The organism is Pseudomonas sp. S3_A03 (assembly GCF_054668275.1).
The window spans coordinates 5,835,282-5,861,069 of sequence record NZ_CP162753.1; the positions used below are offsets into that span (position 1 = coordinate 5,835,282).

The window sequence follows — 25,788 nt, forward strand, 5'->3', positions numbered from 1 at the left end:
CCGTTATTGGTCATTCAGTTCCCCGAGCTGGATGTGCAGCCTCTCTTCCAATTCCAACATCAGCTTTTCCAGGGTTTTCACGGCGGCTTCGATCGAGGGTGGGTCATCGCCGCGCGCACAGGCCTGCTCGATGACTTCGCATTGCGCGGCCAATGAGCGGGCTTGAACGATGCGGGCGGCGCCCTTGATCTTGTGGGCCTGCTCGATAATCTCCTGGGGCTTGGCCGGCGGCGCCATCAGCGTGAGCAATTGCTGTCGGTCATGCCGGCTGCTGTTCAACAGCTCCTCCAGCAAGCGTCGGCGCATGTCTGGGTCGCCGCCGGTCAGGGCATCGAAGTTGCCGAGGTCGAGCATCGGGCCAGCCGGTTTAGGGTGGATATGGGCCAATTGCCGCTCCAATGCCGTGAGGCTGATGGGCTTGAACAGGCAATCGTTCATGCCCGCCTGGGCGCAGCGCTGCTTCTCTTCGGGCTGGGCATTGGCGGTAAAGCCCAACACCACGCAAGGTGTGAGTTGTTCGCGCTGCTCGTATTCGCGGATAGAACGGCTCAACTCGTAGCCATTCATGATCGGCATGTTGCAGTCGGCGATTACCAGATCGAAGTGCGCCTGGCGCCAGGCCTGGAAGCCCATCGCACCGTTCTGGGCCGCGGTGAACTGGTGGCCCAGGAAACCGAGCTGCTGACACATCAGCAAGCGGTTCGCCGGGTGATCGTCCACCACCAGCACACTGAGCACCGGTGCGGTCGCCGTCGCCTCGGGCTTGGGTTCGGTGCTCGCCAGCTCAGGTTGAAGGCGCGTCATCTTCAGGCTGACGTGCACTTGGGTGCCCACCATCGGCACGCTGCTCAGGCTCAATTGGCCGCCCATCATTTCGCACAGGCTGCGACAGATCACCAGCCCCAGACCCGCACCGCTCCTGGCCAGTTGCCCGGAGTTGTCGGCCTGGGCAAAGGGTTCGAACAGGCGCGCCTGATCGTCCCGGCTGATGCCGATACCGGTGTCTTCCACCACCAATTTCATTTCGACCTGTTGCGGCAGTTGGGTGGGCAATACCTCCACCTTGATTTTCACCTGGCCACGCTCGGTGAACTTGATGGCATTGCTCACCAGGTTCGACAGCACCTGCTTGAAGCGCAGTGGATCGATCAGCACTTCGGTATGGACCAGGTCGGGCTTGAACTCCAGCAACAAACTGAGGGTTTTCTGGCGGGCCAGGCCGTCGAAGACGCGCACCACCGACTCAATCACCTCGCGCAGGTTGACGCGTTCCGGCGCCAGGCTCAGGCGGCCGGACTCGATACGCGCGATGTCGAGGATATCGCCGATCAGTTCCAGCAGATCCTTGGCTGAGTTGTAGGCCACTTCGATGGCCGGCCGATCCAGGTGGCCCTGGTCGGCTCGCTTGAGAGTCAGCTCGAGCATGCCGATCACCGCGTTCATCGGCGTGCGTATTTCATGGCTCATAGTGGCGAGGAACGTACTCTTGGCGCGATTGGCTTCATCGGCTTGCTCCTTGGCGGCGCGCAGTTCATCGAATAGTTGGCGTCGTTCGCTGATGTCTATCCAGCCCCCGATGATGCCTTGGACTTCACCGACGGAATCGCGGTACGGCAGGATCCAGTGGTAGATCGTCAGCTTCTTGCCATGAATGTGCAGGGTTCGGTCCAGGATCAGCGGGTTGCCCTCGGCGACCACGCGCTGGTAGTCGGCGTGATATTGCGCCGCCTCCGCCGCCTGGGCGGTGCCGATCTGGGTCACGGTTTTACCGATCACGTCTTCACGCTTGACGTCGAACACTTGCAGGTAGCTGTCATTGCAGGTCTGCAGCAAGCCCTGTCGGTCACGCACATAGATCGGGTGCGGGGTTTCATTGACGAGGGCGCGCATGAACTCGAACTGATCATTGAGCGCGCGTTCGGCCATCTTCCGATGCTTGATCTGGCGGCGCATGTAAGCGTTCCAGATCAGGGACGTCAGCAGCAGCAGCCCGGTCCCGATGATGATGCGCGCGATCAATTGGTGGTAATCGCGCCAGTAGCTGTCGGAGTCGACGCTGTAGCCTCGCCAGCGACTATTGATCACCCCCAGTTCATCCGGCGCGATGCTGAGCAGGGCCTTGTCGAGAATCGAGCTGAGTTCGTTAGCGCTGCGTGAGGTCGCCAGCGCAAAAGTGGCGGGCATCGTCCCGATGCTGAAGCTGATTTGAGTTTTGTCCTGGAACACCCGCGATGACAGGAAATAGTTGGCGACCACCAGGGTATTGACCGCACCCTCCACCTCGCCTTTTACCAGTAGTTCGGTCGACTTGAAGGAGTCACCTGTTTCAACCAGATGAATCTTCGGAAAATTCTCGCGCAGGAATTTTTCCAACGGGCTGCCTACGGTGATCGCCAGCCGTTTGCCTTCCATTTCTTCCAGGCCAGTGGGAGCTTGGTTCTCCTTGCGCGTCAACATCACGTAGGAGTTTTCCAGATAGGGGCGACTGAAGTTCAGCTGGGTTTCTCGTTCGGTGCTGGGAACGATGGCGCCGATGATGTCCGCTTTGCCGGCCTCGATTTGGTTGATCATCGCGTCCACATCCCGGCCGCGCTGGATGTCGAAGCGCAACCCGGTGCGCAGGCGAATCAGCTCCAGGAGGTCGGCGGTGATGCCGCGAAAATTGCCTTCGGCATCGAAGAACGTCAACGGCGCATAGGCTTCGTTGACGATCACCCTGACCACCGGGTTGTCCTTCAGCCAACGCTCTTCGCGAAGGGTCAGTTGCAGCTTGTGGTCAGTCAGCAAGATATCGCTGCCGGCACTCCAGCGCTTGGCAATCGCTTCCCGTTCATTGATGGGCACGGCCATTAATACCGCGTTGACGATGCTCAACAGGGTGCGCTGGTGCTGGGGCACGGCAAAACTGAAACCGTAGGCTTCATGCTTGCTGAAGTTGGCCATGCGGATGTTTTTCAGGTAGCCCTTGTTGATCAGGTAATGGGTGGAAATGGTATCGCCCAGGAACACGTCGGCCTGGTCGAATGCCACCGCATTCAGGGCGTTTTGATAGGAGGGGTAGGCGCGGATGATTGCCTCTGGGTACAGCTTCACTACCTCGTCCAGCGGCAGGTAGTGGTAGACCAGGGCTAGGCGCAGTTGCGCCAGGCCATCACTGAGGCTGCGGGTTTCGCCCTCGCGGGTGACCAGTACCGGCTGATCCACGGCATAGGGTTCTGACAAGGTCAGGTTGGGGTTCGCCGCTTCAAAACCGTTGGAGGAACCCAGCAAATCGATATCGCCTGTTTCCAGGGCGCGTATGGCGGCCTCACGGGACGGATATCGCAACACTTTCACCGGAAGGTCCAGTGCCTGAGCCAGCAGGCCAGCGTAGTCGGCGGTAAGGCCTTCATAGTCGCGACCGCTTGAGGTGAGGTCGAAGGGCGGATAGTCGGGTGATGCGGCCCCCAGCAGTAGTTCGCGTTTGTTCTGCAACCACAGGCGTTGCGCCTTGTCCAGATTGGGCTCCAGTTGTATGGCGCTTGCGCGACTCAACAAGTTGAAGTGTTCCGGGCTTGTTTGAGTGTTTGCAGGCACAGCGGTGCTGAAGCACAAACCGGCACTCAATATATTCAGATAGTCCTTTATACACCTGGGCATCCGCTTTCTCACACTAGCGCGTTTCGTTTTGCCATCTCGATAAGTTCTACCAAGGACTTGGCTTGAAGTTTCTGCATCAGCCGCTTTTTATAAGTGCTTACTGTCTTGTTGCTCAAGAACATACCTTTTGCAATTTCCTTATTGGTGCGGCCTTGTGCAAAAAGTTGCAATACCATTAGTTCGCGATCGTTGACCGCTTTGAACAGTTCGAGTTCTTTGGAGTCGATGCCGGCGGCATTCAATGCCTGGCTGGGGAAGTAGTTGTAACCGGATAGCACGGCACGGATAGCGCTCAGCAGCTCGCTCAGGTCGCCTTCCTTGCACACATACCCATCGGCGCCCGACCGCATGCATCGCGTGGCGAAGAGTGTCGGCGACTGGGCCGTCAGCACCAGCGTTTTCATTGAGGCATTCATGGCGTTGAATCGGCAGAGCACTTCCAGCCCGTCCAGTTTTGGAATGCTGATATCGAGGATGATCAGGTCCGGCAGGCATTCGCGCACCATTTGTATGGCGTCGCATCCGTTATCCGTTTCACCCACTACTTTGTAGCCCTCATGTTCCAACAACATTCGGATGGCAAGCCTTATAACCGGATGGTCATCGATAATAAAAACGGTGTTCATAGTCACATTCCATGCTGGTGCAAATAAAGCGGGCACATTAGCTCAGAAGAGGGTGTGGAGCATGAGCACGAAGGGGGGCAGATATAAAACAGGAAAGGTCCTACATAAAAAAAGGTGAAGACTTACGAGTTGCTAAGGCTTTCTGAAGCGGCATTCCGGTGTTTTGCAACTAGCTGGCTGAATGCTGATGCGATGGATTAGGTGAAGATAAGCCGGAATGTTTTCGACGGGTTAATAGGTTTAACGTCCTACATTCAGGCCGGGCTCAATGCTCGGATCAAGCATGAAAGTTCATGTTTGTTTAAGGGTTTTGGCAAGTAGCCGAGCAGGGGAAGGCCTCGTTCCAAGGCTTGGGTTTGCAGCATGGAAAGTTCTGCCAAGGGCAAGCCACTGAGCAGGATCGCGGTGTTGATAAAGCGTTGGCGACTGGCGATGTCTATCAACTCAAGCCCAGGCAGGTCGGGCAGGCATTGGTCGCACAGGAGGATGTCGAAGGGCGCCTCGGCCAGCGTCATCAAGCGGATCGCTTGTTCGGCGTTTTCCGCCGGTGTCAGTTGCTCGAAGCCAAAACTTCTAAGCAGGCACTGGGTGGCCAACAGTTGAAAGGGATGGTCCTCCACCAACAGGATACGAAGGGGGTAACTGGGCATAGAAAGTACACGATGAGTCAAGCGTCGATGGGGACGCAGGGCAGTTATCCACGTTTGCCCGGAGCGTGCGCGATTATTCTCCGGGTGTTTGTGCGAATTCGATCAGGCCGCTCTGTTCCCTGTGTAGGGGGATTCTTTGAAGGCGGCAGACGGCTTGATCAATTCCGTTACTGAGGGCTGGAGCGCCCGGTCATCTCTCGCGCCATCTCGGTGGCATAGCTGTCGGTCATGCCGGCGATGAAGTCGATCATGCGTAGGAACGAGGTGTGCAATGGCCATGCAGGGTTGGGCGCATTGTTGCCAAGCAGGTCGAGAATGCGCCGGTTCTTGAAGGACGGCGTGCGTCCGCCATGTTGCTCCAGCGCCGCACCGCAAAAGGCGTTCAACAGAATCTCCAGCGTGGTGTAGGCGCCGATTTCATGCAGGGTCTTGCGCTTGTCCTGGAAGATTTTCTTGCGCGCCATGTCTTTGGCATCCAGTACACAGCGTTTGGCCGGGCCGTGCATATGCTCCACCAGGTCGCCGGGGAGGGTACCGGCCAGCAGGGCGTCCTGCTGCTCGACGAACGCGTGCGCGGCGGCGTTGGTCAGGTGCTCAATGGCTTTGCCGCGCAAAATCGCCAGCTTGCGGCGGCGTGAGTCCAGTGGGCCCAGTTGCCGATAAGTCTGCGGCAGGTCGTCGCCCACCAGGTTAAGCAGCAGCGACTCGACTTCGGCATAGTCCAACAGGTCCATTTCCAGGCCGTCTTCCAGGTCGATCAAGGCATAGCAGATGTCATCCGCGGCCTCCATCAGATACACCAGCGGGTGACGGGCCCAGCGTTGTTCTTCGAGTTGCGGCAGGCCGAGTTTGTGGGCGATCTGTTCGAGGATCGGCAGCTCGCTCTGATAACAGCCGAATTTGTGTTTTTTGTAGCCCAGGGAGTCGGCGTGGCGGGCGGTCCAGGGGTATTTCAGGTAAGTCCCCAGGGTGGCGTAGGTCAGCCGTGTGCCGCCATCGAACTGGTGATATTCAAGCTGCGTCAGCACCCGGAAGCCCTGGGCGTTCCCTTCGAAGTTGAGAAAGTCATTGCGCTCGGCACCGCTCATGTCGTCCAGCCAGCCGCGCCCCGCCGCCTGTTGAAACCAATGGCGGATGGCATCTTCGCCGGAATGCCCGAAGGGTGGGTTGCCGATGTCATGGGCCAGGCAAGCCGATTGCACCACCATGCCCAGGTCGCTCGGGTCGCACCAATCGGGCAAGGCGCCGCGCAGGGTTTCGCCAACGCGCATGCCCAGGGAGCGGCCTACGCAACTGACTTCCAGCGAGTGGGTCAGGCGCGTGTGGATATGGTCGTTACTCGACACCGGATGCACTTGGGTCTTGCGGCCCAGGCGGCGGAACGCACCGGAGAAAATAATGCGGTCATGGTCTTTGTGAAACGGGCTGCGGCCCAATTCTTCCGGGCTGTGGAGGGGTTTTCCAAGACGTTCGCGGGTAAGCAGGGTGGGCCAATCCAAGGCGAGTACTCTCCGGGCGGTAAATGACCCTCCCAGCTTCCCGGTTCCGCCTTGGCGGGGCAAGCGAAAATCTACAGGCCGGCGGCGTCAATATCGATTAACAGCAGGCGCTGACCGTTATCGAAGAATTGTCCGGCGGTGAGGCAGTACTGGTTGGTGGTGGCGTCGCGGTAGGTCGAGGACAGGGTCAGGCGCCGTTCCTCCCAACCTTCGGCCAGCAAGTGATAGAAGTACGGGCGCCACGACCAGTTATGGCCCAGGTAGCGGCTGTCGGACTGCCAGGCGTCCTGGCGCCACTCGAAGTTGGGCGTCAACTGCGTTCCATGCCGGTCGCACTGATAAAAGCGCAGCAACCAGGGGAAGTCCGGTAGCTGCGGCAGCAGGGCCAGCGGCGCCTGGCCTTGGGCCCAGGTTTGCAGGATCTTCATCAGTTCGGTCAGTTGCTGGCGCAGGTGCATGAGGCGTCCGCGCTCCGCCAGTTTTTGCTGCACATACGCCGTGCGCAGTTGCGCAAAACGCGGTACGAAGGCGTCGGTGGCGAACCAGTCCAACTGCGCCTGGGCAAACAGATAGCCCTGCACATACCGCGAGCCGCATTCCAGGGCGAAGCTCAGTTGCGCCTCGGTCTCCACGCCTTCGGCGATGATCCAGCAACCGGTCTTTTCCGCCATCTGCGCCAGCGCCCGCACCACGTCGCTGCTCGGTCCGCCTCGGGCGGCGGCCTGGAACAGGCGCATGTCCAGCTTGAGAATGTCCGGTTGCAAGGCCAGTACCCGGTCGAGCTGGGAGTAGCCAGCGCCGAAATCGTCAATGGCAATACGTGCGCCCGCCGCGCGATAGCGCGCCACCACGTCGGCCAGGCGCTGTATATCGCCGCCCAGCTCGGTGATCTCGAACACAATGCGCGCAGGGTCGACGCCATGCCTGTGTATCTGTTTCAGGCTCGGCAACGCCTGGCCCGGGCGCAGGCGGTTGATCCAGCGCGGCGACATATTCAGGCTCAGGAACCAATCGTCGGGGGCTTCATGCAGGCGGCTCAGCGCGTTGTCGCGTATCTGCCGGTCGAGGCGGCGCAACGCCACGCCCGGTGTGCGCGGGTCGTCGAACAGCGGGCCCACGGATTGCAAACGGCCGTCCGGCTGGCGCAGTCGGCCCAGGGCCTCGACGCCGGCAATGCGCCCGGTGGCGGTATCGATAAACGGCTGGAAGCAGGCGAGCGGTTGCCCGTCGATCACGGGGCCTCCTTAAGCGAGGTGGCGAAAAAAAGGCCCGACCCTCATTAAAGAGGGCCGGGCCGATTCTGTTTGCAAGAATGCAGCCAGCAGGGCTCAAGCTTTACGCGAAGAGCTGGCCATCGCCAATTTGATCAACGGGATCAAACCGGCACCCAGGCGCACCAGGCGCGTAAGGCTGCTGAGGCTGCCGCCCTTGGCGCCCTTGCCGGTAAAGAAGCCCATCAGCGTCACCGCCGCCACGCCCCACAGCGGCGCGTGCTTGATGCCCAGGCTGTCCTGCCAGTTGTGGCGCATATCGCGGACTTTGTGCAGGGGCGCGAGCAATTGTTGCGACTCGTGACGGATTTCCTGGCGGTGCATTTCCATGCGCAGGCGGATCAACGCCTTGCGCATTTCCCGGCGGGAGGTGGTGTGGGGGATTTCAGTCAGGCTCATGGCAGCAGGCGCTCCCGATCATTGGCCAGCTCTTCGAGCGTGGCGTGGAAGGGCGTGGATTCATCGAACACCGCCGCCTTCAGGCGCACCCCGCAGAACGCGGCGGCGAGGGTATAAAACACGCATAGACAGATGATCCCGGTGAGGCGATAGCCGGTGTCCCATACCAGAATCATTACCAGCGTCGACAACCCCACCAGCAACAGCAGGGCAAACACCAGCGCCAGGCCTGCAAACAGCAGCAGGCTGACGGTACGCGCCTTTTGTTCCTGCAGTTCGATGCCAAACAATTCGACGTGGCTGTGCAGCAGCCCTAGAACGGCCGCGCCCAGGCGTCGTGAGGTAGAACGTGTGCCCGTGGACGAGCCGCTTTCGTCGATAGACATAGTGTTAGCGCCTTGTAGCCAGCAGGCCGATCAGAAACCCCACGCCAGCGGCAATGCCCACCGCCTGCCAAGGGTTGGCCTGCACGTAATCTTCAGTGGCGGTTACCGCTGCCTGGCCGCGTTCGCGCAGGGAGTCTTCGGTCAGTTGCAGGGTTTCGCGGGCTTTGAGCAGGCTTTCATGGATCTTGCTGCGCAGTTCGTCGGCCTGGTCACCGGCCAGGATCGCGGTGTCGTCCAGCAACTTTTCGGTGTCACTGACCAGGGTTTGAAAATCCGCCATCAATATTTCCTGCGCGGTCTGTGCTGTTTTTCTGGCCATGGTATCTCCGTGATGGGCTGATCTGTACGTGTGGTTTCGAGTCACCGGCATCGGTGAAGGTTCAGTGCAATTGTCTGGTACAGCTTTTGCTTTGCCTTGGTGCGCAGGCCCTGAAGGCTGCGCTGAATCTGGGCGGTAAGGCCTCAAGCCATCAAAAACCTTACCTTAAATAACTCAAACTCGCGGAAAAACCCTGTCGGCCACGGCTTTTCAGGTTGATCGCTGCGCTAAAGCGGTTCACGCCTTCTGCAGAGGGGCGGGGCCGTCGGTGCCAATTTAGTGCGCGCAACCCTGGCTCGAACCGCTTTGGTGCTTTTTGTGTTTAACACAGGCCTGCCAACCTCCATGGAAAATTTGCAAAGCGCGGTGGACACTCTGGTCCACAGCTCCAACACCCTGTTTATCCTGATCGGTGCGGTCATGGTACTGGCCATGCACGCCGGCTTCGCGTTCCTCGAAGTCGGCACGGTGCGCCAGAAAAACCAAGTCAACGCCCTGTCCAAGATCCTCAGCGACTTCGCCATCTCCACCCTGGCCTATTTCTTTATAGGCTATTGGATCTCGTACGGCGTGAGCTTCATGCAACCGGCGGCCGTGATCAGCGCCGACCACGGTTACGGTTTGGTGAAGTTCTTCTTCCTGCTGACGTTTGCCGCAGCGATCCCGGCGATTATTTCCGGAGGCATTGCCGAGCGTGCAAAATTCGCCCCGCAGCTGTGTGCCACTGCGTTGATCGTGGCGTTTATCTACCCGTTCTTTGAAGGCATGGTCTGGAACGGCAATTTCGGCCTGCAAGCCTGGTTGCTTGCCGCCTTTGGTGCCAGTTTCCATGACTTCGCAGGTTCCGTGGTGGTGCACGCCATGGGCGGCTGGCTGGCGCTGGCGGCGGTGTTGCTGCTCGGCCCGCGCAATGGGCGCTACCGCGAAGGGCGCCTGGTGGCCTTTGCACCGTCGAGTATTCCGTTCCTGGCGCTGGGGTCGTGGATCCTCATCGTCGGCTGGTTCGGCTTTAACGTGATGAGTGCGCAGACCCTGAGCGGCGTCAGCGGGCTGGTGGCGGTCAACTCGTTGATGGCCATGGTCGGTGGCACCGTCGCCGCGCTGGTGATCGGCCGCAATGACCCAGGCTTTCTGCATAACGGTCCGCTGGCCGGGCTGGTGGCGATCTGCGCCGGTTCCGACTTGATGCATCCGGTGGGCGCGCTGGTGACCGGTGTGGTCGCCGGCGGCTTGTTTGTGTGGTGTTTTATTGCGGCCCAGGATCGCTGGAAGCTCGACGACGTGCTGGGCGTATGGCCGCTGCACGGTTTGTGCGGCGTATGGGGTGGCATCGCCTGCGGCATCTTTGGCCAGACGGCGCTGGGCGGGTTGGGCGGCGTGAGCCTGATCAGCCAGTTGATCGGCACCGGCCTGGGCGTAGCCGTGGCGTTTGGCGGCGGCCTGCTGGTGTACGGTGTGATCAAGCGCGCAAGCGGGCTGCGCCTGAGCCAGGAGCAGGAGTACTACGGCGCGGACCTGTCGATCCACAAGATCGGCGCGGTCAGTCAGGATTGATCGGCGCCTCGTCGTCATTGCCGGGGTGGGAGTAAAAACCGTGCAGCAGGCGGTAGCGGGTTTGCCGCACTTCATCGACCCGGGCCTGTACCTGTTGGTCCGGCAGGCCCAGCAGGATTAAGGCGTGGGAGGCGAGCATCAGGCTCGACTCCAACAACTCGGGCACCACTTCACTGGCGCCCGCGGCTTTCAGCTCAGCCAGTTGGCTGTCATCGCGGGTACGCACCAGGATCGGCACGTCGGGGTTGATTCGGCGTGCCTCCTTCAACACCAGCAGGGCGACATCGCTGTTGTCCACGGCGATCACCACCAACCGCGCGCGCTCCAGGCCCACCGCACTGAGCAGCGCGCCTCGGCGGCAGTCGCCGTAATGCACGCTGCTGTCTTCGGTGGCCGCCTCCTGCACCCGTTCCGGGTCGTCATCCAGGGCGATAAACGCCTGCCGCTCGCGGTGCAGAAAACGCCCGATGGACTGCCCGACACGGCCATAGCCGCAGATCACCGCATGCCCGTGCAACTGCGCGTTGAGCGCGGTGATTGCTTCCAGTTGCACCTGTTGGTTGGGTTTGCGGTGCAGGCGCAGGGCAATCGCCGGCGCGGCGCGCAACAACAGCGGAGTCAGCAGCATCGAGCAGAAGGTCGCGGCGAGCAGCACGCCATTGAACTGGTCCGGAATCAGTTGGCTCTGCTGCATCTGCGCCATCAGCGCAAAACAGAACTCACCGCCCTGGGCCAGGGCCAGGCCGCTGCGCCAGGCGGTTTCACTGTCGCTGCCGCGCAGCTTGACCAGCACGGCGACCACGGCGCCCTTGATAAGCATCAAGGTGAGGGTCAGGCCGAGGATCAGCAGGCCGTGGCTGAGGAATAACTGCAGGTCGATGAGCATGCCGATACTGACGAAAAACAGCCCCAGGAGGATGTCGCGAAACGGTCGGATATCCGCTTCGATCTGGTGGCGATAATGGCTTTCGCCGAGCAGCATGCCGGCCAGGAACGCACCAAGGGCCGGAGACAGGCCGAGCAAGTGCGTGAGCCAGGCGGTCAACAACACAATCACCAGCGCCAACAGCACAAACAGCTCGGCCGAATGGGACGCGGCGACTTCGTGAAACAGGCGCGGTAACAACCAGCGACTGGCCAGCAGCAGGCCCACGAACAGCACCCCGGTTTTACCCAGGGTCAGCGGCAAGGCCCAGTACCAGGCGTGGTCACTGCTGCCGGCAAACACGGGCACCAGGGTCAGCAGCAACACGGCCACCACGTCCTGGAACAGCAGCACGCCGATCGCATTCTGGCCATGGCTGCTGAAGATTTCCCCGAGGCTGGTCAGCTCCTTGCTGACGATGGCCGTAGACGACAACGCCAGCCCCGCACCGAGCAGCAAGGCGATGCCTGGCGCCACGCCCAAGGCCATCAACATACCGCCCAGCAGCACCGCGCAACCCAGCACTTGCAAACTGCCCAGGCCGAATACGACGCGGCGCAGGGCCAGCATCTTGGTCAGGGAAAACTCCAAACCCAGGGAAAACAGCAGGAACACCACGCCCAACTCCGCGAGGTCGGGCAGCTCTTCGCTGTCATTCACCCAATCCAGAGCCGTCGGCCCCACGGCCAGGCCCACACACAGGTAGCCCAGCACGGGAGGCAGTTGCAGCCGGCGAAACAGCGCAATCACCACCAGGGAGGAGGCCAGAATGATCAGCAGGTTGGCAAACACGAGCATCTCCGTTGCAGGGTGAGCGGGCAAAAAGCCGCGAGAATCGCTGAATCAGTTATAGGCCATGCTGATCTGGGTCAATTTTTTTTGTGGGTCACAGCGCCAGGGCGGCTTTAGAATGCTCACTCGTCCCCTGCCAGGTCTATTCGCCATGCTTCCTGAATGCCAGCTGTTCGGCACCCTGGGTTGCCATCTGTGTGAGATTGCTGAAGCTGAAATAATGCCGCTCGTCGAACACGGACTGCTCGTTGAATTGGTCGACATCACCGACCCCGACGACCTGACCGAGGCCTATGGCCTAAGAATTCCGGTGCTTCGACGCAGGGACACGGGCGCGGAACTGGACTGGCCGTTCGACACTGAACAGGTTGTCGCCTTCCTTCGCTGAGGTTTATGCGATGGCGGGTTTCCAAATATTAAGTTACTGTATGTTTGTACAGCGATTGAATAGAGGGAACGCCCGTGGTGAATGTTGAACAACTGAAAAGCAGCGTCAATCGCATGTCTGCCGACGTCGTGCGCGATGCGGTGAACGAGCTGCGCCTCGATGGCTTGGTCACGGAAGGCAAGACGCCGTTTAACAAGGTGCATTTCAATACCTGCTTTGCCGAGATCGAAGCGTTGTTCCAGCGCGCCGGTTACCACAAGCAGTTGGACGTAGTGGGCTACCAGGGCTTGCTCTACGCCTTGTACGATCCGGGCCGCTGGGAAGCAGTGGACGTACTGCGCTGGCTCAAGGAGTTCACCGAGGCCGCCAGTGCGTCGCCGATCCTGCGGGCGCAATTGGCCAAGGCGTGATATCCGCCCTAGGCCGAATCCCGCTTCATGCGGGATAATGCCCGCCGGTTTTCTCAAGGCTTCGAGCATCGGCATGTCCACTTCCGGTTTTTCCGCGTCCCAGCATCAAGCCAGCACGTTGTACTTGCCTCCAGGCCGTTGGGCGACGGTGCTCGACTGCCTGTGCGAACACTTCCCGGCCGTCAGCCGCGCACACTGGCTGGACCGCATCGCCCGCGGTCGGGTGCTGGATATCAGCGGCAGCCCGATCCGCCAGGACCTCGCGTACAAAGAGGGGCTGTGCATCTACTACTTCCGCGAAGTGCCGAACGAAAAGGTAATACCGGTTCAGGAAACCATCCTGTACGCCGATGAACACCTGGTGGTGGCGGACAAACCACACTTCTTGCCGGTGACGCCTGCCGGTGAGTATGTCGAGCAAACCCTGTTGCGCCGCCTCATCCGCCGCCTGGACAACCCCTCGCTGGTGCCGCTGCATCGCATCGACCGGCATACCGCCGGGTTGGTGCTGTTCTCGGCCAATCCAGCCAGTCGTTCGGCCTATCAGCAGCTGTTTCCCACACGCCGGATCGATAAATTCTACGAAGCCATCGCCCCGGCCCTGCCTGGGCTGACGTTCCCGTTGGTGCACAAAAGCCGCCTGGTGGAGGGCGAACCCTTTTTCCGCATGCAGGAAGGCGAAGGTGCCAGCAACACCGAAACGGCGGTGCAGGTGCGGGAAAAACACGCCGGCCTGTGGCGCTACGGCCTGTTCCCCGTGACCGGCAAGAAGCACCAGTTGCGCGTGCACATGGCCGCGCTCGGCGCGAGCATCTGCAACGACCCGTTCTACCCGCAGGTGATCCAGGACGCCGTGGACGACTACGCCAACCCCCTCAAACTGCTGGCCCAGGGCGTGCGATTTGTCGACCCGGTGACCGGTCAAACGCGCAGTTTCCGCAGCCGGATCACGCTCGACTGGTAACCCCCGGAAACGACAAGGCCCGCGCGAGGCGGGCCTTGATGGCAAACGTTAAGACTTACAGGTCTTTAACGGTACGCACCTGATCCTTGTTGATACGGGTACGCTTGCCGTCCAGTTGTTCGAATTCATAGAAACCCGAATCTTCGTTGTATTTCGGGGTGTCGACGGCCTGGATTTCGCGACCGTCATTCAGGGTGATCACTGTTGGCGAGGCGCAACCGGCGAGGGTAGCGAGGCCCAGTGCAAGCATGAAAGCGGCGATGGTCCGTTGAGTCATGGGTGTTGTCTCCAAGAGAATACTTTTAAGTGCTGACCTTGAGACGTGTAAGACGTCATCAAAGTTCCTTGTGCGAAGGTTCATTCTGACACGTCGGACCTTGGGTGCAACAGCTCAGGCGTATTCAGGTTGGCCAAGCGTGGGTCATCCGCCGCGCATTCCACGCCGATGCCACCCAGTTGCAGGAAGATCTGGCGCGGGCTGCGCTCACCGGCGTGCCAAGCCTGTTCTATCTCGGCGCGCAGGTAGGTCGGGATGATGCAGATCAACGGTTCCCAGAATTCGCCGTGACGCACCATGACCGGCCACAGCGGGTTGCGCTCCAGCGTGTCACGCAGGGCGTTGAGTAAGTCAGCGTCAATAGTCGGCACATCACACGGCAGTACCAGCAGACGCGAGTGGCGTGCCGCCGCCAAACCGGCGCGGATGCCCGCGAGGGGGCCCAGGAAGTCCGGGCTGTCGTCGCTCACCAGTTGATCGGCATAGGGGGCGTAGCGGTCGTGATTGCGGTTGCACGAGATAATCAGGTCGTCTGTCAGCGGGCGCGTCAGGCGCTGCAAGTGGGCGATCAGGGGTTGGCCGCGCCACTTCACCAGGCCCTTATCCTGGCCCCCCATGCGTTGGCCACGGCCACCGGCCAATAGCAGAATCGAACAGGGCAGGCGCGAAGAATCAAGAGACATGGCGGTTCCGCTGCGGCAGGTAAATGGGGGCCTGTGATATAACACCGGGCTGTTCCTTCGACAACCGGACCGTGCCATGAAAGCCAAGGCTGATGCGCCCTTCGTACCCCTGAATATTGCTGTACTGACTGTCAGCGACACCCGCACCCTGGACACCGATACCTCGGGCCAGGTCTTCGTCGACCGCCTGAGCGCCGCCGGCCACCACCTGGCCGAGCGCGTACTGCTCAAGGACGACCTCTACAAAATCCGCGCCCAGGTAGCCCACTGGATCGCCGAAGACGTGGTGCAAGTGGTGCTGATCACCGGCGGCACCGGTTTCACCGGCCGCGACAGCACCCCCGAAGCCGTGAGCTGCCTGCTGGACAAACAGGTCGATGGCTTTGGCGAACTGTTCCGCCAGATCTCCGTGGCCGATATCGGCACCTCCACCGTGCAATCGCGCGCCCTGGCCGGCCTGGCCAACGGTACGCTGGTGTGCTGTCTGCCGGGCTCCACCAATGCGGTGCGCACCGGCTGGGACGGCATCCTTGCCGAGCAACTGGATAACCGCCATCGCCCGTGCAACTTCGTGCCGCATCTGAAACAGGCCGAGCCTTGTGAATCCCGTGGGTAAGCCCGGCAAGACCGGCACTCTGATGCCGGTGGAAACCGCACTGCAGCAGCTGCTGGCGCTGGCCGAAGCCGCGCCGATCCGTGAGCCGCACGCTTTGCCGCTGGCTGAATGCGATGGTCGGGTCTTGGCGCAGGACCTGGTCTCCACTCTCGACCTGCCGCCCTGGCCCAACAGCGCCATGGACGGTTACGCACTGCGCCTGGCCGACTGGACCGGCGAGCCGCTGGTGGTGAGCCAGCGCATTTTCGCCGGCACTGCGCCTGAGCCCTTGGCGCCCGGCACCTGCGCGCGCATCTTCACCGGCGCGCCGGTGCCGGCGGGCGCCGACTGCGTCGAAATGCAGGAAAACGCCGTGCTCCACGCCGACGCGCGCGTGAGCTTTACCGAACCCCTGCATCTTCATCAGAACATTCGCCCCCAGGGCCAGGAAACCACGGTCGGCGAATGCGTGTTGTCGGCCGGTACACGCCTGGGCCCGATCGAACTGGGCCTGGCCGCCTCCCTGGGCCGTGACAGCTTGGCGGTGGTGCGGCGCGTGCGCGTGGCGGTGTTGTCCACGGGCGATGAGCTGATCGAACCCGGTTTGCCGCTGAGCCCGGGCCAGATCTACAACAGCAACCGCCGCGTGCTGTGCAGTTGGTTGGCACGCATGGGCTGCGAAGTGCTCGACGCCGGGATCCTGCCGGATGACCTCGAACAGACCCGCACACGGTTGGCGAGCCTGGGCAGCGTCGACCTGATCCTGTCCACCGGCGGCGTGTCGGTGGGCGAAGCGGATTTCCTCGGTGTCGCCCTGCGCGAAGAGGGCGAGTTGGCGCTGTGGAAGCTGGCGATCAAACCGGGCAAGCCGTTGACCGTCGGCCATTTCCGTGGTGTGCCGGTGATCGGCCTGCCGGGTAATCCGGCCTCGACCCTGGTGACCTTCGCATTGCTGGCGCGGCCTTACATCCTGCGGCGCCAAGGCGTGGCCGACGTGGAACCGTTGCGCTTGGAGGTGCCGGTGGGCTTTGAGTGGCCCAAGCCGGGCAATCGCCGCGAGTATCTGCGCGGGCGTATCGAGCAGGGCCAGGCGATCATCTACCGCAACCAAAGCTCCGGCGTGCTGCGCAGCGCGGCGTGGGCCGAGGGGTTTGTGGAAGTGGTGGAAGGGACGACGCTCAAGGTCGGCGATCGAGTCAATTTCGTTCCCCTGAGTGAAGTCCTGAACTGAACACAAATCCAACTGTGGGAGGGGGCTTGCTCCCGATAGCAGGGCTCAGCCATGCATCCGTAACTGACCCACCGCTATCGGGAGCCAGCCCCCTCCGACATTTTGGACGTGTGCGTGCCTATGGCTATTCAGTAATCGTCGCCGCGCTCCGTCACATCCCGCTCCACCGGCCCCGCATCCGGGTCATACCCTACCGGGAACTTGCCCTTTAACGTCCAGGCAAACGCGATGATCTCGGCAATCGTGCGGTACAGCTCCTCGGGAATGCTGTCGCCCAGTTCCATGCGCGCCAGCAGTTTTACCAGCTCGGCGTTTTCATAGATCGGCACTTCATTTTCCCGCGCCAGCTTGAGGATCGCTTCGGCCAGGGCATCGTCGCCTTTGGCGGTGAGGGTGGGGGCCTGCTGGCCGTCGTATTTGAGGGCAATCGCCTGGCGTGGTGATTCGGTGTTCTTCATGCGGTTTCATCCACCCAGCGTTGCTCCAGTCCGGTCTTCGGCCCGCGTGGCGGGGTACCCAGGTGGCAATCCAGGTCGCCGACGTTGATGCCCGATGTCACCAGGCGCTCGCGCAGGCTGCCCAAATGGCTTTCGATCAAACTCGCCGTGAACGGCCGCGTTGCCCAGAGCTGGCTGGACAGCTTGCCCTGGCTCAGTTGCGCCTGCACCTGCAACGGCCCCAGCGGCTCCATGTCGAAGGCCAGTTCGACGCGCCAGAGCATCTGCTTGGCCTCTTTATTCGCCTTGCGTTCCGGCTGTTCCTTCTCCTGCGCCGGTTCTTCGCGCTGGAATTTGACCTGCAGCGGCACGATGTCCTGCAGGGTGCGCATGGGGATTTCCAACTGCCAGGTGGTCTGCAGGCGGCCATCGGCGGTGGTGCCGGTTTGTTCCAGGCTCGACAGTTGATGGCTTTGCAGGCGGGAAATCGCGCCGGCGGCCAGGCGCAGCAGGTTTTCCAGGTCGCCTTCGCCTTCCAGTTTGGCCATGAGCCGCTCCGGCAGCGGGAAGCCCACCGGTGCCTGCCGGGCGCTGACCTGGCCGAGGGTGTTGAGCGGGCTGCGCACGAAATTCGGCATGACCTGGGCCAGGGTGTTGGCGGCGAGGATGGCGTTCAGGTTGGTGGCGGTGGGCAGGGCGGGCAGCAGATCGGCGACCAGGCGCAGCAGCGCGCCTTTCATATCCAGCGGCGGTACCTGGGGGTTTTGCCCGGCGAGTAACTTGGCTTCCAGAAACGCGCCGCTGTTCTGGATCACCTGGGCCAGCACCTTGGGGTTGCTCACCTGTGCCAGGTCGGGCAGGGCGGCGAGCAAACGATCCGCCGCGGCGCGCAGGTCGGCCGAGGTGCTGTCGCCGCGCGGCAGGTTCTGCAAGGTCGTGAACACTGCATCCAGCGAGCCTTGGCGACTCTGCTGGGTAGCCAGCTGTTGCGCGACGGCCAATTGATCCTTGAGCCCGCTCAGCGGCACAAAGCTCAAGGTTTGCGCGTCCTGCACCACGGCGCTGAGCAGGCTACCCACGCGCAAGGGCTGGGGGCTTTCCACGGTCAGCGTCGCACCCGCCAGGGCGTTGTTGAGCACGGTCACCAGCGAGCGGTAGATCGCCGGCTGCGTGGTGCCCTGGGGCAGCATCTGAGTGGTCAGCACCTTGGCTTGCAACAACGTGCCCATCGGCATCCGGTCGATGTCGATGCGGGTCAGGGCCGCCACATTGGCGCTTAAGGCCTGCTGCAAACTGAGGGTCAGGTTGCCCGCTGGCGTCTGGCTCACGGCCACATTGCTGCCCAGCGGCAACGGTTGGGCACTGCTGGCCTGCACCAGGGTCTGGCGGCCGCCCTCAAGGGTCAATTTGAGCAATAACTGAAAGGCTTCGCCGCCTTGTTTAAGGGCGATGACTTCGGCGTTCGCGGTTTTCCCCGGATCGATCAAACCGATCTGCGGCTCCAGCAGTTTGAGCAAGGCTCCCGGTGCAGGCGCGGGGCTTTGCCCGGCGGCAGGAGGGGGAGCAAGCGTAGGAAGGTTGATCTCGCCGGTCATCGTGCGCATCGTCTCTGGGAAATAGCCCTCTTTAGCGTAGGGCATCGCATGTATAATGCCGCCCGTCTGTAAAGAGAGCGGTAAAAACCTCACAACTATTTGATCCAGCTCTCTAAAATCGGTCGCCAAAGCCGTTATTGTGCATCTCTCTTTAACGGCCGCTGCACCGCCGACTTGAACCGTAAAGGCCCGCGATCTCTTGACCAGCCCTCTTCTTGAAGCCGTAGCGCTCTCCTGTGAACGCGACCTGCGCCTGTTGTTCGAGCACCTCGAACTGCGACTGGCGGGCAGTGACATGGTGCAGGTCAGCGGGCCCAACGGCAGCGGCAAGACCAGTTTGTTACGTTTGCTGGCCGGGTTGATGCAGCCTACGGCCGGTGTTGTACGCCTCAACGGCAAACCGCTCAATGAGCAACGTACTACGCTGGCGCGCAACCTGATCTGGATCGGCCACGCCGCCGGTATCAAGGACGTGCTCACCGCCGAAGAAAACCTCAGTTGGCTCAGCGCCCTGCATCACCCCGCCTCGCGTGACGCCATCTGGCAGGCACTCGCGGCCGTGGGCCTCAAGGGCTTCGAAGACGTTCCCTGTCACACCCTGTCCGCCGGCCAACAGCGCCGCGTGGCCCTGGCCCGCTTGTACCTGCCGGGCCCGCCGCTGTGGATTCTCGACGAACCCTTCACCGCCCTGGATAAACAAGGCGTCGCCCAGCTTGAAGAACACTTGGCGCGCCATTGCGAGCAGGGCGGCACGGTACTGCTCACCACTCATCACACCCTCACCCGTATGCCTGCCGGTTACCGCGATCTGGACCTGGGGCGGTGGTCGGCATGAGCGTATTCGCCTTGTTGGTCGCTCGCGAAGCGCGCCTGCTGTGCCGTCGTCCGGCCGAACTGGCCAACCCGCTGGTGTTCTTCGCCATCGTCATCGCGCTGTTCCCGTTGGCGGTCGGCCCTGAGACTAAACTGTTGCAAACCTTGTCTCCGGGGCTGGTGTGGGTGGCGGCGCTTTTATCGGTCCTGCTCTCGCTGGACGGGCTGTTTCGCAGTGATTTCGAAGACGGTTCCCTGGAGCAGTGGGTCCTTTCGTCGCACCCCTTGCCACTTCTGGTACTGGCCAAGGTACTGGCACACTGGGCTTTTTCCGGTTTGGCGCTAGTCTTGCTTTCGCCGCTGCTGGCCATGATGCTCGGCTTGCCCGTGGAGTGCCTGCCGGTATTGCTGCTGTCGTTGTTGCTCGGTACGCCGGTGCTCAGCCTGTTGGGGGCGGTGGGCGCAGCGTTGACCGTGGGTTTGAAGCGCGGCGGCCTGTTGCTGGCCTTGTTGATTCTGCCTTTGTACATCCCGGTACTGATCCTCGGCAGCGGCGCTTTGCAAGCCGCGCTCATGGGCATGCCGGCGACCGGTTACCTCCTGTGGCTTGGCAGCCTGACCGCCCTGGCGGTAACCCTGACACCCTTTGCCATAGCGGCCGGCCTGAAGATCAGCGTCGGCGAATAATGAGGTCTGGTCAGGCTTTGCACGCCTGGCCAGTAAAGACCCTACGCTTCTTGCAACGACAAGAAGCAACCGTGAGAAACAGCAATGAACTGGACCTGGTTTCACAAGCTCGGCTCGCCCAAATGGTTTTACGGCATCAGCGGCAAGCTGCTGCCATGGTTGAGCGTCGCCGCCGTGTTGCTGATCGGCATCGGTCTGGTCTGGGGCCTGGCCTTTGCGCCGCCGGACTACCAGCAAGGCAATAGCTTTCGCATCATCTATATCCACGTGCCCGCCGCGATGCTGGCCCAGTCCTGCTACGTGATGCTGGCGGTGTGCGGCATCGTCGGCCTGGTGTGGAAGATGAAACTGGCCGACGTGGCCCTGCAATGCGCGGCGCCTATCGGTGCGTGGATGACGGCCGTGGCGCTGGTCACCGGCGCTATCTGGGGCAAACCCACCTGGGGTTCATGGTGGGTGTGGGATGCGCGACTAACGTCCATGTTGATCCTGCTGTTCCTGTACTTCGGTCTGATTGCCCTGGGCAACGCGATCAGCAATCGTGACAGCGCCGCCAAGGCCTGCGCGGTCCTGGCGATTGTTGGCGTGATCAACATCCCGATCATCAAATACTCGGTGGAGTGGTGGAACACCCTGCACCAGGGCGCCACGTTCACCCTCACCGAAAAACCGGCGATGCCCGTGGAGATGTGGGCACCGCTGCTGCTGATGGTGCTGGGGTTCTACTGCTTCTTCGGGGCGGTGCTGCTGATGCGCATGCGCCTCGAAGTGCTCAAGCGTGAAGCCCGCACCAGTTGGGTCAAGGCCCACGTGCAAAGCAGCCTGGGAGTGCGCGGATGAGTTTTGCTTCTTTCAGTGATTTTCTCGCCATGGGCCACCATGGCCTGTATGTCTGGACGGCCTATGGCATCTGCCTGGCGGTGCTGGCCCTCAACGTCGCCGCGCCGATCCTGGCCCGCAAGCGTTACCTGCAACAAGAGGCGCGTCGTCTGCGCCGGGAGACCGAAAAGTGAATCCGCTGCGTAGAAAGCGTCTGTTGATCATCCTCGCCATCATGGCCGGCGTCGGCATTGCCGTGGCCCTGGCCCTGAGCGCCCTGCAGCAGAACATCAATCTGTTCTACACCCCGACCCAGATCGCGAATGGCGAAGCGCCTGTCGATACCCGCATCCGCGCCGGCGGCATGGTCGAGAAGGGCTCGCTCAAGCGCTCCGGCGACTCCCTGGACGTGACCTTCGTGGTCACCGACTTCAACAAGGCCGTGACCATCACCTACCGGGGCATCCTCCCGGACCTGTTCCGCGAAGGCCAGGGCATCGTCGCCCTGGGCAAGCTCAACGCCGACGGCGTGGTGGTGGCCGATGAAGTGCTGGCCAAGCACGATGAAAAATACATGCCGCCGGAGGTCACCAAGGCGCTCAAGGACAGCGGCCAATCCGCGCCAACACCCGCGAAGGAGGGCTGAGTGATGATGCCCGCATTGTTTATTCCCGAATTGGGCCAGTTGGCGATGATCCTCGCGCTGTGCTTCGCCATCGTACAGGCCGTGGTGCCGTTGCTCGGCGCCTGGCGTGGCGACCGCCTGTGGATGAGCCTGGCGCAGCCGACCGCCTGGGGCCAGTTCGCCTTCCTGCTGTTCGCGTTTGGCTGCCTGACCTACGCTTTCATGACCGACGACTTTTCCGTCGCCTATGTCGCCAATAACTCCAACAGCGCGCTGCCGTGGTACTACAAGTTCAGCGCCGTGTGGGGCGCCCACGAAGGCTCGTTGCTGCTGTGGGCGCTGATCCTCGGCGGCTGGACCTTCGCCGTGTCGGTGTTCTCGCGCCAACTGCCGCAGGTGATGCTGGCGCGGGTACTGGCGGTGATGGGCATGATCAGCATCGGTTTCCTGCTGTTCCTGATCATGACCTCCAACCCCTTCAGCCGCATCCTGCCGCAGATCCCGGCCAACGGGCATGACCTCAACCCCTTGCTGCAAGACATCGGCCTGATCGTGCACCCGCCGATGCTCTACATGGGTTACGTGGGGTTCTCGGTGGCCTTCGCGTTTGCCATCGCCGCCTTGCTCGGTGGGCGCCTGGATGCGGCCTGGGCGCGCTGGTCGCGGCCATGGACCATCGTCGCCTGGGCCTTCCTCGGCATCGGTATCACCCTGGGCTCGTGGTGGGCCTATTACGAACTCGGCTGGGGCGGTTGGTGGTTCTGGGACCCGGTGGAAAACGCCTCGTTCATGCCCTGGCTGGTGGGCACGGCGCTGATTCACTCGCTGGCCGTCACCGAAAAACGCGGCGTGTTCAAAAGCTGGACCGTGTTGCTCGCCATCGCGGCGTTTTCCCTCAGCCTGCTCGGCACCTTCCTCGTGCGTTCGGGCGTGTTGACCTCGGTCCATGCGTTTGCCTCCGACCCCGCGCGCGGCGTGTTTATCCTGATATTCCTGCTGTTCGTGGTGGGCGGTTCGCTGACCCTGTTTGCCCTGCGCGCGCCGGTGGTCAAGAGCCAGGTGGGCTTCAACCTGTGGTCGCGGGAAACCCTGTTGCTGGGCAATAACCTGGTGCTGGTGGTGGCCGCGTCGATGATTTTGCTTGGCACCTTGTACCCGCTGGTGCTGGATGCCTTGAGCGGCGCCAAGTTGTCCGTTGGCCCGCCGTATTTCAACGCGTTGTTTATTCCGTTGATGGGCCTGTTGATGGTGGTGATGGCGGTGGGCGTGCTGGTGCGCTGGAAAGACACCCCGGTGAAATGGCTGGCCGGCATGCTGATGCCGGTGCTGTTGGGCAGTGTTGCCCTGGCGGTGATCGCCGGCGTGGCCTATGGCGATTTCAACTGGGCGGTAATGGCCACGTTCCTGCTGGCGGCCTGGGTGTTGCTGGCCGGCGTGCGTGATATCGCCGACAAGACCCGCCACAAAGGCCTGATCAAAGGGCTGCCGACGCTGACCCGCAGTTACTGGGGCATGCAAATCGCCCACCTCGGCATCGCCGTATGCGCCCTGGGCGTGGTGCTCTCCAGCCAGAACAGTGCCGAGCGCGACCTGCGCCTGGCGCCGGGCGAGTCCATGGACCTGGCCGGCTATCAGTTCATCTTCGAAGGCGCCAAGCACTTCGAGGGGCCTAACTTCACGTCAGACAAAGGCACCGTGCGCGTAGTACGCAACGGTAAGGAAATCGCCGTGCTGCACCCGGAAAAACGCCTGTACACCGTGCAGAGTTCGATGATGACCGAGGCGGGTATCGACGCCGGTTTCACCCGTGACCTGTATGTGGCATTGGGCGAGCCGCTGGGCGAGGGTGCCTGGGCGGTGCGCGTACATGTAAAACCGTTTGTGCGCTGGATCTGGTTCGGCGGCTTGCTTACCGGGTTTGGTGGGTTGCTCGCGGCGCTGGACCGGCGTTATCGGGTCAAGGTCAAGAGCCGGGTGCGTGACGCCCTCGGCATGGGAGCGACGGTATGAAGCGTTGGTTGATGGTGTTGCCGCTGGCGGCGTTTCTGGTGGTGGCGGTGTTCCTCTATCGCGGCTTGTACCTGGACCCGGCCGAGTTGCCGTCGGCAATGATCGGCAAGCCGTTCCCCGAGTTTTCGCTGCCCAACGTGCAGGGCGACAAAACCCTGACCCGTGCTGACCTCTTGGGCAAACCGGCGCTGGTCAACGTGTGGGGCACCTGGTGCATCTCCTGCCGCGTCGAGCACCCCGTGCTGAACAAACTGGCCGACAAAGGCGTGGTGATCTACGGCATCAACTACAAGGACGACAACGCGGCGGCCCTGAAATGGCTGGCGGAGTTCCACAACCCGTACCAGTTGGATATCCGCGATGAAGACGGCAACCTCGGTTTGAACCTGGGCGTGTACGGCGCGCCGGAAACCTTCTTTATTGATGCCAAGGGCGTGATCCGCGACAAATACGTGGGCGTGATCGACGAAGTGGTGTGGCGCGAGCAACTGGCCGCCAAGTACCAGGCGCTGGTCGATGAGGCCAAGCCATGAAGCGTCTGTTAGCCGCTGCTGTCCTGGCCCTGGGGCTGGTCGGTGTGGCCCACGCCGCCATCGACACCTATGAATTCGCCAACGACGCCGAGCGTGAGCGCTTTCGCGACCTGACCAAGGAACTGCGCTGCCCCAAGTGCCAGAACCAGGACATTGCCGACTCCAACGCACCCATCGCCGCCGACCTGCGCAAAGAGATCTTCCGCATGCTGGGGGAGGGCAAGAACAACCAGCAGATCATCGACTTCATGGTCGACCGCTACGGTGATTTCGTGCGTTACAAACCGGCGCTCACCGGCAAGACCGCGCTGCTCTGGTTTGGCCCCGCCGGGCTGCTGCTGGCCGGTGTGGTGGTGATGGCCGTGATCGTCCGCCGCCGCCGCGCCGCGCCTGCCGATGGCAGTGACGCGCTGTCCCCTGAAGAACGCAAACGTCTCGACCAATTGCTGGACACCAAGACTGATGATTGATTTCTGGCTCGCAGCCGGCTTGCTGCTTCTGATTGCCCTGAGTTTTCTGTTGATCCCCGTGTTGCGGGGCCGTCGTGCCCAGCGTGAAGAGGATCGCACCGCGCTGAACGTGGCGCTGTATCAAGAGCGCGTCGCCGAATTACAAATGCAGCAGGACGAAGGCGTATTGAACGCCGCGCAACTCGAAACCGGCCGCGCCGAAGCCGCCCGCGAATTGCTCGCCGATACCGAAGGCATGGAAAAACCCCGCGAATCGCGCCTGGGCAAACCGCTGCCATTGCTCGCCGCCGTGCTGGTGCCCGTGTTGGGCCTGGGGCTCTACCTGCACTTCGGCGCCAGCGACAAGGTCGAACTGACTCGCGAATTCTCCCAGCCGCCGGTGTCCCTGCAAGACATGACCCAGCGCCTGGAGCGCGCCGCCGCCGCCCAGCCGGACTCGGCCGAAGGCCTGTACTTCCTCGGCCGCGCGTATATGGCCCAGGACCGTGCCGCCGATGCCGCCAAGGTCTTCGAACGCACCGTGGCCCTGGCCGGTCGCCAGCCGGAACTGCTCGGCCAATGGGCCCAGGCGCAGTACTTTGCCGACAACAAACAGTGGTCGCCCAACGTGCAGGCGCTGACCGATGAAGCGTTGAAGCTTGACCCGAACGAAGTCACCAGCTTGGGTCTACTGGGCATTGCCGCCTTTGAAGGCCAGCGTTATCAGGACGCGATTGATTACTGGGGCCGCCTGCTGGCGCAGTTACCCGCGCAGGATAATTCCCGCGCTGCGCTGCAAGGCGGCATCGACCGTGCGACGGAAAAACTCAAAGAGAGCGGCGGCACCGTCGCACAAAAGGCGCGGCTTAAAGTGCGCGTGGACCTGGCCGCCAACGTGAAGGCCAACGCCCTGCCGACCGACAGCGTATTCATCTTCGCCCGCGCCGTCAGCGGCCCGCCGGCGCCGTTGGCGGCTAAACGCGTCACCGTTGCCGAGTTGCCCATCACCGTCGAACTGGGCGATGCCGACGCAATGATGCCGCAGTTGAAACTGTCCAACTTCCCTGAAGTCCAACTGGTTGCGCGCATCTCCCGGGCCGGTCAGCCGACCAAGGGCGAGTGGATCGGCCGCAGCCAACCCCTGGCCAGCAGCACCACTGCGCAGCAGCAACTGACCATCGACAGTCCGGACCAGTAATTCGAGGAAACACC

Annotated in this window: 28 protein-coding genes; 15 read left to right on the forward strand and 13 right to left on the reverse strand. The window is 61.9% G+C overall.

The window, feature by feature from the left end; genetic code table 11:
• Positions 1-3 precede the first annotated feature (3 nt).
• The 8 genes from AB4O25_RS26935 to AB4O25_RS26970 all read right to left on the reverse strand — a co-directional run bounded on the left by AB4O25_RS26935 (position 4) and on the right by AB4O25_RS26970 (position 8,789).
• On the reverse strand, positions 4-3,639 hold the full coding sequence (locus AB4O25_RS26935; protein ID WP_460150182.1) for a transporter substrate-binding domain-containing protein: 3,636 nt from the start codon (positions 3,637-3,639) through the stop codon (positions 4-6).
• Between the two features lie 8 nt (positions 3,640-3,647).
• Positions 3,648-4,265 carry a response regulator transcription factor gene (locus AB4O25_RS26940; protein WP_017529358.1) on the reverse strand — a complete coding sequence of 206 codons (618 nt, stop codon included), beginning with the start codon at positions 4,263-4,265 and terminating at the stop codon, positions 3,648-3,650.
• Between the two features lie 254 nt (positions 4,266-4,519).
• Positions 4,520-4,915, reverse strand: coding sequence for a response regulator (locus AB4O25_RS26945; protein WP_065877946.1), 396 nt, complete (start codon positions 4,913-4,915; stop codon positions 4,520-4,522).
• Between the two features lie 167 nt (positions 4,916-5,082).
• Positions 5,083-6,414, reverse strand: coding sequence for a deoxyguanosinetriphosphate triphosphohydrolase (locus tag AB4O25_RS26950; protein ID WP_017529356.1), 1,332 nt, complete (start codon positions 6,412-6,414; stop codon positions 5,083-5,085).
• Positions 6,415-6,485: 71 nt separating this feature from the next.
• Positions 6,486-7,649 carry an EAL domain-containing protein gene (locus AB4O25_RS26955; protein ID WP_065877948.1) on the reverse strand — a complete coding sequence of 388 codons (1,164 nt, stop codon included), beginning with the start codon at positions 7,647-7,649 and terminating at the stop codon, positions 6,486-6,488.
• A gap of 93 nt (positions 7,650-7,742) precedes the next feature.
• A complete protein-coding gene (locus tag AB4O25_RS26960; RefSeq protein WP_017529354.1) occupies positions 7,743-8,084 on the reverse strand; it encodes a hypothetical protein in 342 nt (113 codons plus the stop codon).
• Complete coding sequence (locus tag AB4O25_RS26965) at positions 8,081-8,470, reverse strand: phage holin family protein (protein ID WP_017529353.1); 390 nt, start codon at positions 8,468-8,470, stop codon at positions 8,081-8,083. Before AB4O25_RS26965 ends, AB4O25_RS26960 begins: the two co-directional genes overlap by 4 nt.
• 4 nt (positions 8,471-8,474) lie before the next feature.
• Positions 8,475-8,789, reverse strand: a complete 315-nt coding sequence (locus AB4O25_RS26970) for an ElaB/YgaM/YqjD family protein (RefSeq protein WP_017529352.1) — start codon at positions 8,787-8,789, stop codon at positions 8,475-8,477.
• Between the two features lie 345 nt (positions 8,790-9,134).
• On the opposite strand from AB4O25_RS26970, the gene AB4O25_RS26975 reads away from it, so the two are divergent.
• On the forward strand, positions 9,135-10,343 hold the full coding sequence (locus AB4O25_RS26975; RefSeq protein WP_017529351.1) for an ammonium transporter: 1,209 nt from the start codon (positions 9,135-9,137) through the stop codon (positions 10,341-10,343).
• On the opposite strand, the gene AB4O25_RS26980 is transcribed toward AB4O25_RS26975, so the two are convergent.
• Positions 10,330-12,066: a cation:proton antiporter gene (locus tag AB4O25_RS26980; protein ID WP_065877951.1), complete on the reverse strand. Its 1,737-nt coding sequence runs from the start codon at positions 12,064-12,066 to the stop codon at positions 10,330-10,332. The genes AB4O25_RS26975 and AB4O25_RS26980 overlap by 14 nt on opposite strands.
• Before the next feature lie 145 nt (positions 12,067-12,211).
• On the opposite strand from AB4O25_RS26980, the gene AB4O25_RS26985 reads away from it, so the two are divergent.
• The 3 genes from AB4O25_RS26985 to AB4O25_RS26995 all read left to right on the forward strand — a co-directional run bounded on the left by AB4O25_RS26985 (position 12,212) and on the right by AB4O25_RS26995 (position 13,822).
• Positions 12,212-12,448, forward strand: coding sequence for a glutaredoxin family protein (locus AB4O25_RS26985; protein WP_065877953.1), 237 nt, complete (start codon positions 12,212-12,214; stop codon positions 12,446-12,448).
• 74 nt (positions 12,449-12,522) lie between these two features.
• Positions 12,523-12,858, forward strand: a complete 336-nt coding sequence (locus tag AB4O25_RS26990) for a hypothetical protein (protein ID WP_017529348.1) — start codon at positions 12,523-12,525, stop codon at positions 12,856-12,858.
• 73 nt (positions 12,859-12,931) lie between these two features.
• Complete coding sequence (locus AB4O25_RS26995; RefSeq protein ID WP_065878058.1) at positions 12,932-13,822, forward strand: pseudouridine synthase; 891 nt, start codon at positions 12,932-12,934, stop codon at positions 13,820-13,822.
• Between the two features lie 55 nt (positions 13,823-13,877).
• Here AB4O25_RS26995 and AB4O25_RS27000 read toward each other — a convergent pair whose 3' ends face one another.
• Positions 13,878-14,099 carry a YgdI/YgdR family lipoprotein gene (locus tag AB4O25_RS27000; RefSeq protein ID WP_065877956.1) on the reverse strand — a complete coding sequence of 74 codons (222 nt, stop codon included), beginning with the start codon at positions 14,097-14,099 and terminating at the stop codon, positions 13,878-13,880.
• A gap of 80 nt (positions 14,100-14,179) precedes the next feature.
• A complete protein-coding gene (gene mobA / locus AB4O25_RS27005; RefSeq protein ID WP_017529346.1) occupies positions 14,180-14,782 on the reverse strand; it encodes a molybdenum cofactor guanylyltransferase MobA in 603 nt (200 codons plus the stop codon).
• Positions 14,783-14,858: 76 nt separating this feature from the next.
• On the opposite strand from mobA, the gene moaB reads away from it, so the two are divergent.
• Both moaB and AB4O25_RS27015 read left to right on the forward strand, forming a co-directional pair.
• Complete coding sequence (gene moaB / locus AB4O25_RS27010; RefSeq protein WP_017529345.1) at positions 14,859-15,398, forward strand: molybdenum cofactor biosynthesis protein B; 540 nt, start codon at positions 14,859-14,861, stop codon at positions 15,396-15,398.
• On the forward strand, positions 15,382-16,608 hold the full coding sequence (locus AB4O25_RS27015) for a molybdopterin molybdotransferase MoeA (RefSeq protein ID WP_460150184.1): 1,227 nt from the start codon (positions 15,382-15,384) through the stop codon (positions 16,606-16,608). Before moaB ends, AB4O25_RS27015 begins: the two co-directional genes overlap by 17 nt.
• Before the next feature lie 128 nt (positions 16,609-16,736).
• Here the strand turns inward: AB4O25_RS27015 and AB4O25_RS27020 are convergent, their stop codons facing one another.
• Both AB4O25_RS27020 and fliK read right to left on the reverse strand, forming a co-directional pair.
• Positions 16,737-17,066, reverse strand: coding sequence for an EscU/YscU/HrcU family type III secretion system export apparatus switch protein (locus AB4O25_RS27020; RefSeq protein ID WP_017529343.1), 330 nt, complete (start codon positions 17,064-17,066; stop codon positions 16,737-16,739).
• Positions 17,063-18,640 carry a flagellar hook-length control protein FliK gene (gene fliK, locus AB4O25_RS27025; RefSeq protein WP_460150186.1) on the reverse strand — a complete coding sequence of 526 codons (1,578 nt, stop codon included), beginning with the start codon at positions 18,638-18,640 and terminating at the stop codon, positions 17,063-17,065. Before fliK ends, AB4O25_RS27020 begins: the two co-directional genes overlap by 4 nt.
• A gap of 199 nt (positions 18,641-18,839) precedes the next feature.
• Between fliK and ccmA the strand changes: the two genes are divergently transcribed.
• The 9 genes from ccmA to ccmI all read left to right on the forward strand — a co-directional run bounded on the left by ccmA (position 18,840) and on the right by ccmI (position 25,774).
• Entirely contained in the window at positions 18,840-19,475 is a 636-nt protein-coding gene (gene ccmA / locus AB4O25_RS27030; RefSeq protein WP_017529341.1) for a cytochrome c biogenesis heme-transporting ATPase CcmA, read from the forward strand.
• Positions 19,472-20,140, forward strand: a complete 669-nt coding sequence (gene ccmB, locus AB4O25_RS27035) for a heme exporter protein CcmB (protein WP_003189951.1) — start codon at positions 19,472-19,474, stop codon at positions 20,138-20,140. The genes ccmA and ccmB overlap by 4 nt, the downstream gene beginning before the upstream one ends.
• An 84-nt stretch (positions 20,141-20,224) precedes the next feature.
• Positions 20,225-20,980, forward strand: a complete 756-nt coding sequence (locus AB4O25_RS27040; RefSeq protein ID WP_065877960.1) for a heme ABC transporter permease — start codon at positions 20,225-20,227, stop codon at positions 20,978-20,980.
• The gene (gene ccmD / locus AB4O25_RS27045) at positions 20,977-21,153 is read left to right on the forward strand and encodes a heme exporter protein CcmD (protein WP_003172771.1); all 177 of its coding nucleotides are present in this window, start codon (positions 20,977-20,979) and stop codon (positions 21,151-21,153) included. The genes AB4O25_RS27040 and ccmD overlap by 4 nt, the downstream gene beginning before the upstream one ends.
• Positions 21,150-21,605: a cytochrome c maturation protein CcmE gene (gene ccmE, locus AB4O25_RS27050; protein ID WP_017529338.1), complete on the forward strand. Its 456-nt coding sequence runs from the start codon at positions 21,150-21,152 to the stop codon at positions 21,603-21,605. Before ccmD ends, ccmE begins: the two co-directional genes overlap by 4 nt.
• Positions 21,606-21,608: 3 nt before the next feature.
• The gene (locus tag AB4O25_RS27055; RefSeq protein ID WP_460150187.1) at positions 21,609-23,594 is read left to right on the forward strand and encodes a heme lyase CcmF/NrfE family subunit; all 1,986 of its coding nucleotides are present in this window, start codon (positions 21,609-21,611) and stop codon (positions 23,592-23,594) included.
• Complete coding sequence (locus AB4O25_RS27060; RefSeq protein ID WP_017529336.1) at positions 23,591-24,127, forward strand: DsbE family thiol:disulfide interchange protein; 537 nt, start codon at positions 23,591-23,593, stop codon at positions 24,125-24,127. Before AB4O25_RS27055 ends, AB4O25_RS27060 begins: the two co-directional genes overlap by 4 nt.
• Positions 24,124-24,597: a cytochrome c-type biogenesis protein gene (locus tag AB4O25_RS27065; protein ID WP_017529335.1), complete on the forward strand. Its 474-nt coding sequence runs from the start codon at positions 24,124-24,126 to the stop codon at positions 24,595-24,597. Before AB4O25_RS27060 ends, AB4O25_RS27065 begins: the two co-directional genes overlap by 4 nt.
• Complete coding sequence (gene ccmI, locus AB4O25_RS27070) at positions 24,590-25,774, forward strand: c-type cytochrome biogenesis protein CcmI (RefSeq protein WP_460150189.1); 1,185 nt, start codon at positions 24,590-24,592, stop codon at positions 25,772-25,774. Before AB4O25_RS27065 ends, ccmI begins: the two co-directional genes overlap by 8 nt.
• Positions 25,775-25,788: the final 14 nt, after the last annotated feature.

Excerpts from the sequence above, each read along its gene's own strand:
- AB4O25_RS26935 (WP_460150182.1), bottom strand. The coding sequence starts at position 3,639 with ATGCCCAGGTGTATAAAGGACTATCTGAATATATTGAGTGCCGGTTTG.
- AB4O25_RS26940 (WP_017529358.1), bottom strand. The coding sequence starts at position 4,265 with ATGAACACCGTTTTTATTATCGATGACCATCCGGTTATAAGGCTTGCC.
- AB4O25_RS26945 (WP_065877946.1), bottom strand. The coding sequence starts at position 4,915 with ATGCCCAGTTACCCCCTTCGTATCCTGTTGGTGGAGGACCATCCCTTT.
- AB4O25_RS26960 (WP_017529354.1), bottom strand. The coding sequence starts at position 8,084 with ATGAGCCTGACTGAAATCCCCCACACCACCTCCCGCCGGGAAATGCGC.
- AB4O25_RS26965 (WP_017529353.1), bottom strand. The coding sequence starts at position 8,470 with ATGTCTATCGACGAAAGCGGCTCGTCCACGGGCACACGTTCTACCTCA.
- AB4O25_RS26970 (WP_017529352.1), bottom strand. The coding sequence starts at position 8,789 with ATGGCCAGAAAAACAGCACAGACCGCGCAGGAAATATTGATGGCGGAT.
- AB4O25_RS26975 (WP_017529351.1), top strand. The coding sequence starts at position 9,135 with ATGGAAAATTTGCAAAGCGCGGTGGACACTCTGGTCCACAGCTCCAAC.
- AB4O25_RS26980 (WP_065877951.1), bottom strand. The coding sequence starts at position 12,066 with ATGCTCGTGTTTGCCAACCTGCTGATCATTCTGGCCTCCTCCCTGGTG.
- AB4O25_RS26985 (WP_065877953.1), top strand. The coding sequence starts at position 12,212 with ATGCTTCCTGAATGCCAGCTGTTCGGCACCCTGGGTTGCCATCTGTGT.
- AB4O25_RS26995 (WP_065878058.1), top strand. The coding sequence starts at position 12,932 with ATGTCCACTTCCGGTTTTTCCGCGTCCCAGCATCAAGCCAGCACGTTG.
- AB4O25_RS27000 (WP_065877956.1), bottom strand. The coding sequence starts at position 14,099 with ATGACTCAACGGACCATCGCCGCTTTCATGCTTGCACTGGGCCTCGCT.
- mobA (WP_017529346.1), bottom strand. The coding sequence starts at position 14,782 with ATGTCTCTTGATTCTTCGCGCCTGCCCTGTTCGATTCTGCTATTGGCC.
- moaB (WP_017529345.1), top strand. The coding sequence starts at position 14,859 with ATGAAAGCCAAGGCTGATGCGCCCTTCGTACCCCTGAATATTGCTGTA.
- AB4O25_RS27020 (WP_017529343.1), bottom strand. The coding sequence starts at position 17,066 with ATGAAGAACACCGAATCACCACGCCAGGCGATTGCCCTCAAATACGAC.
- fliK (WP_460150186.1), bottom strand. The coding sequence starts at position 18,640 with ATGACCGGCGAGATCAACCTTCCTACGCTTGCTCCCCCTCCTGCCGCC.
- ccmB (WP_003189951.1), top strand. The coding sequence starts at position 19,472 with ATGAGCGTATTCGCCTTGTTGGTCGCTCGCGAAGCGCGCCTGCTGTGC.
- AB4O25_RS27040 (WP_065877960.1), top strand. The coding sequence starts at position 20,225 with ATGAACTGGACCTGGTTTCACAAGCTCGGCTCGCCCAAATGGTTTTAC.
- ccmD (WP_003172771.1), top strand. The coding sequence starts at position 20,977 with ATGAGTTTTGCTTCTTTCAGTGATTTTCTCGCCATGGGCCACCATGGC.
- AB4O25_RS27055 (WP_460150187.1), top strand. The coding sequence starts at position 21,609 with ATGATGCCCGCATTGTTTATTCCCGAATTGGGCCAGTTGGCGATGATC.
- AB4O25_RS27060 (WP_017529336.1), top strand. The coding sequence starts at position 23,591 with ATGAAGCGTTGGTTGATGGTGTTGCCGCTGGCGGCGTTTCTGGTGGTG.
- AB4O25_RS27065 (WP_017529335.1), top strand. The coding sequence starts at position 24,124 with ATGAAGCGTCTGTTAGCCGCTGCTGTCCTGGCCCTGGGGCTGGTCGGT.
- ccmI (WP_460150189.1), top strand. The coding sequence starts at position 24,590 with ATGATTGATTTCTGGCTCGCAGCCGGCTTGCTGCTTCTGATTGCCCTG.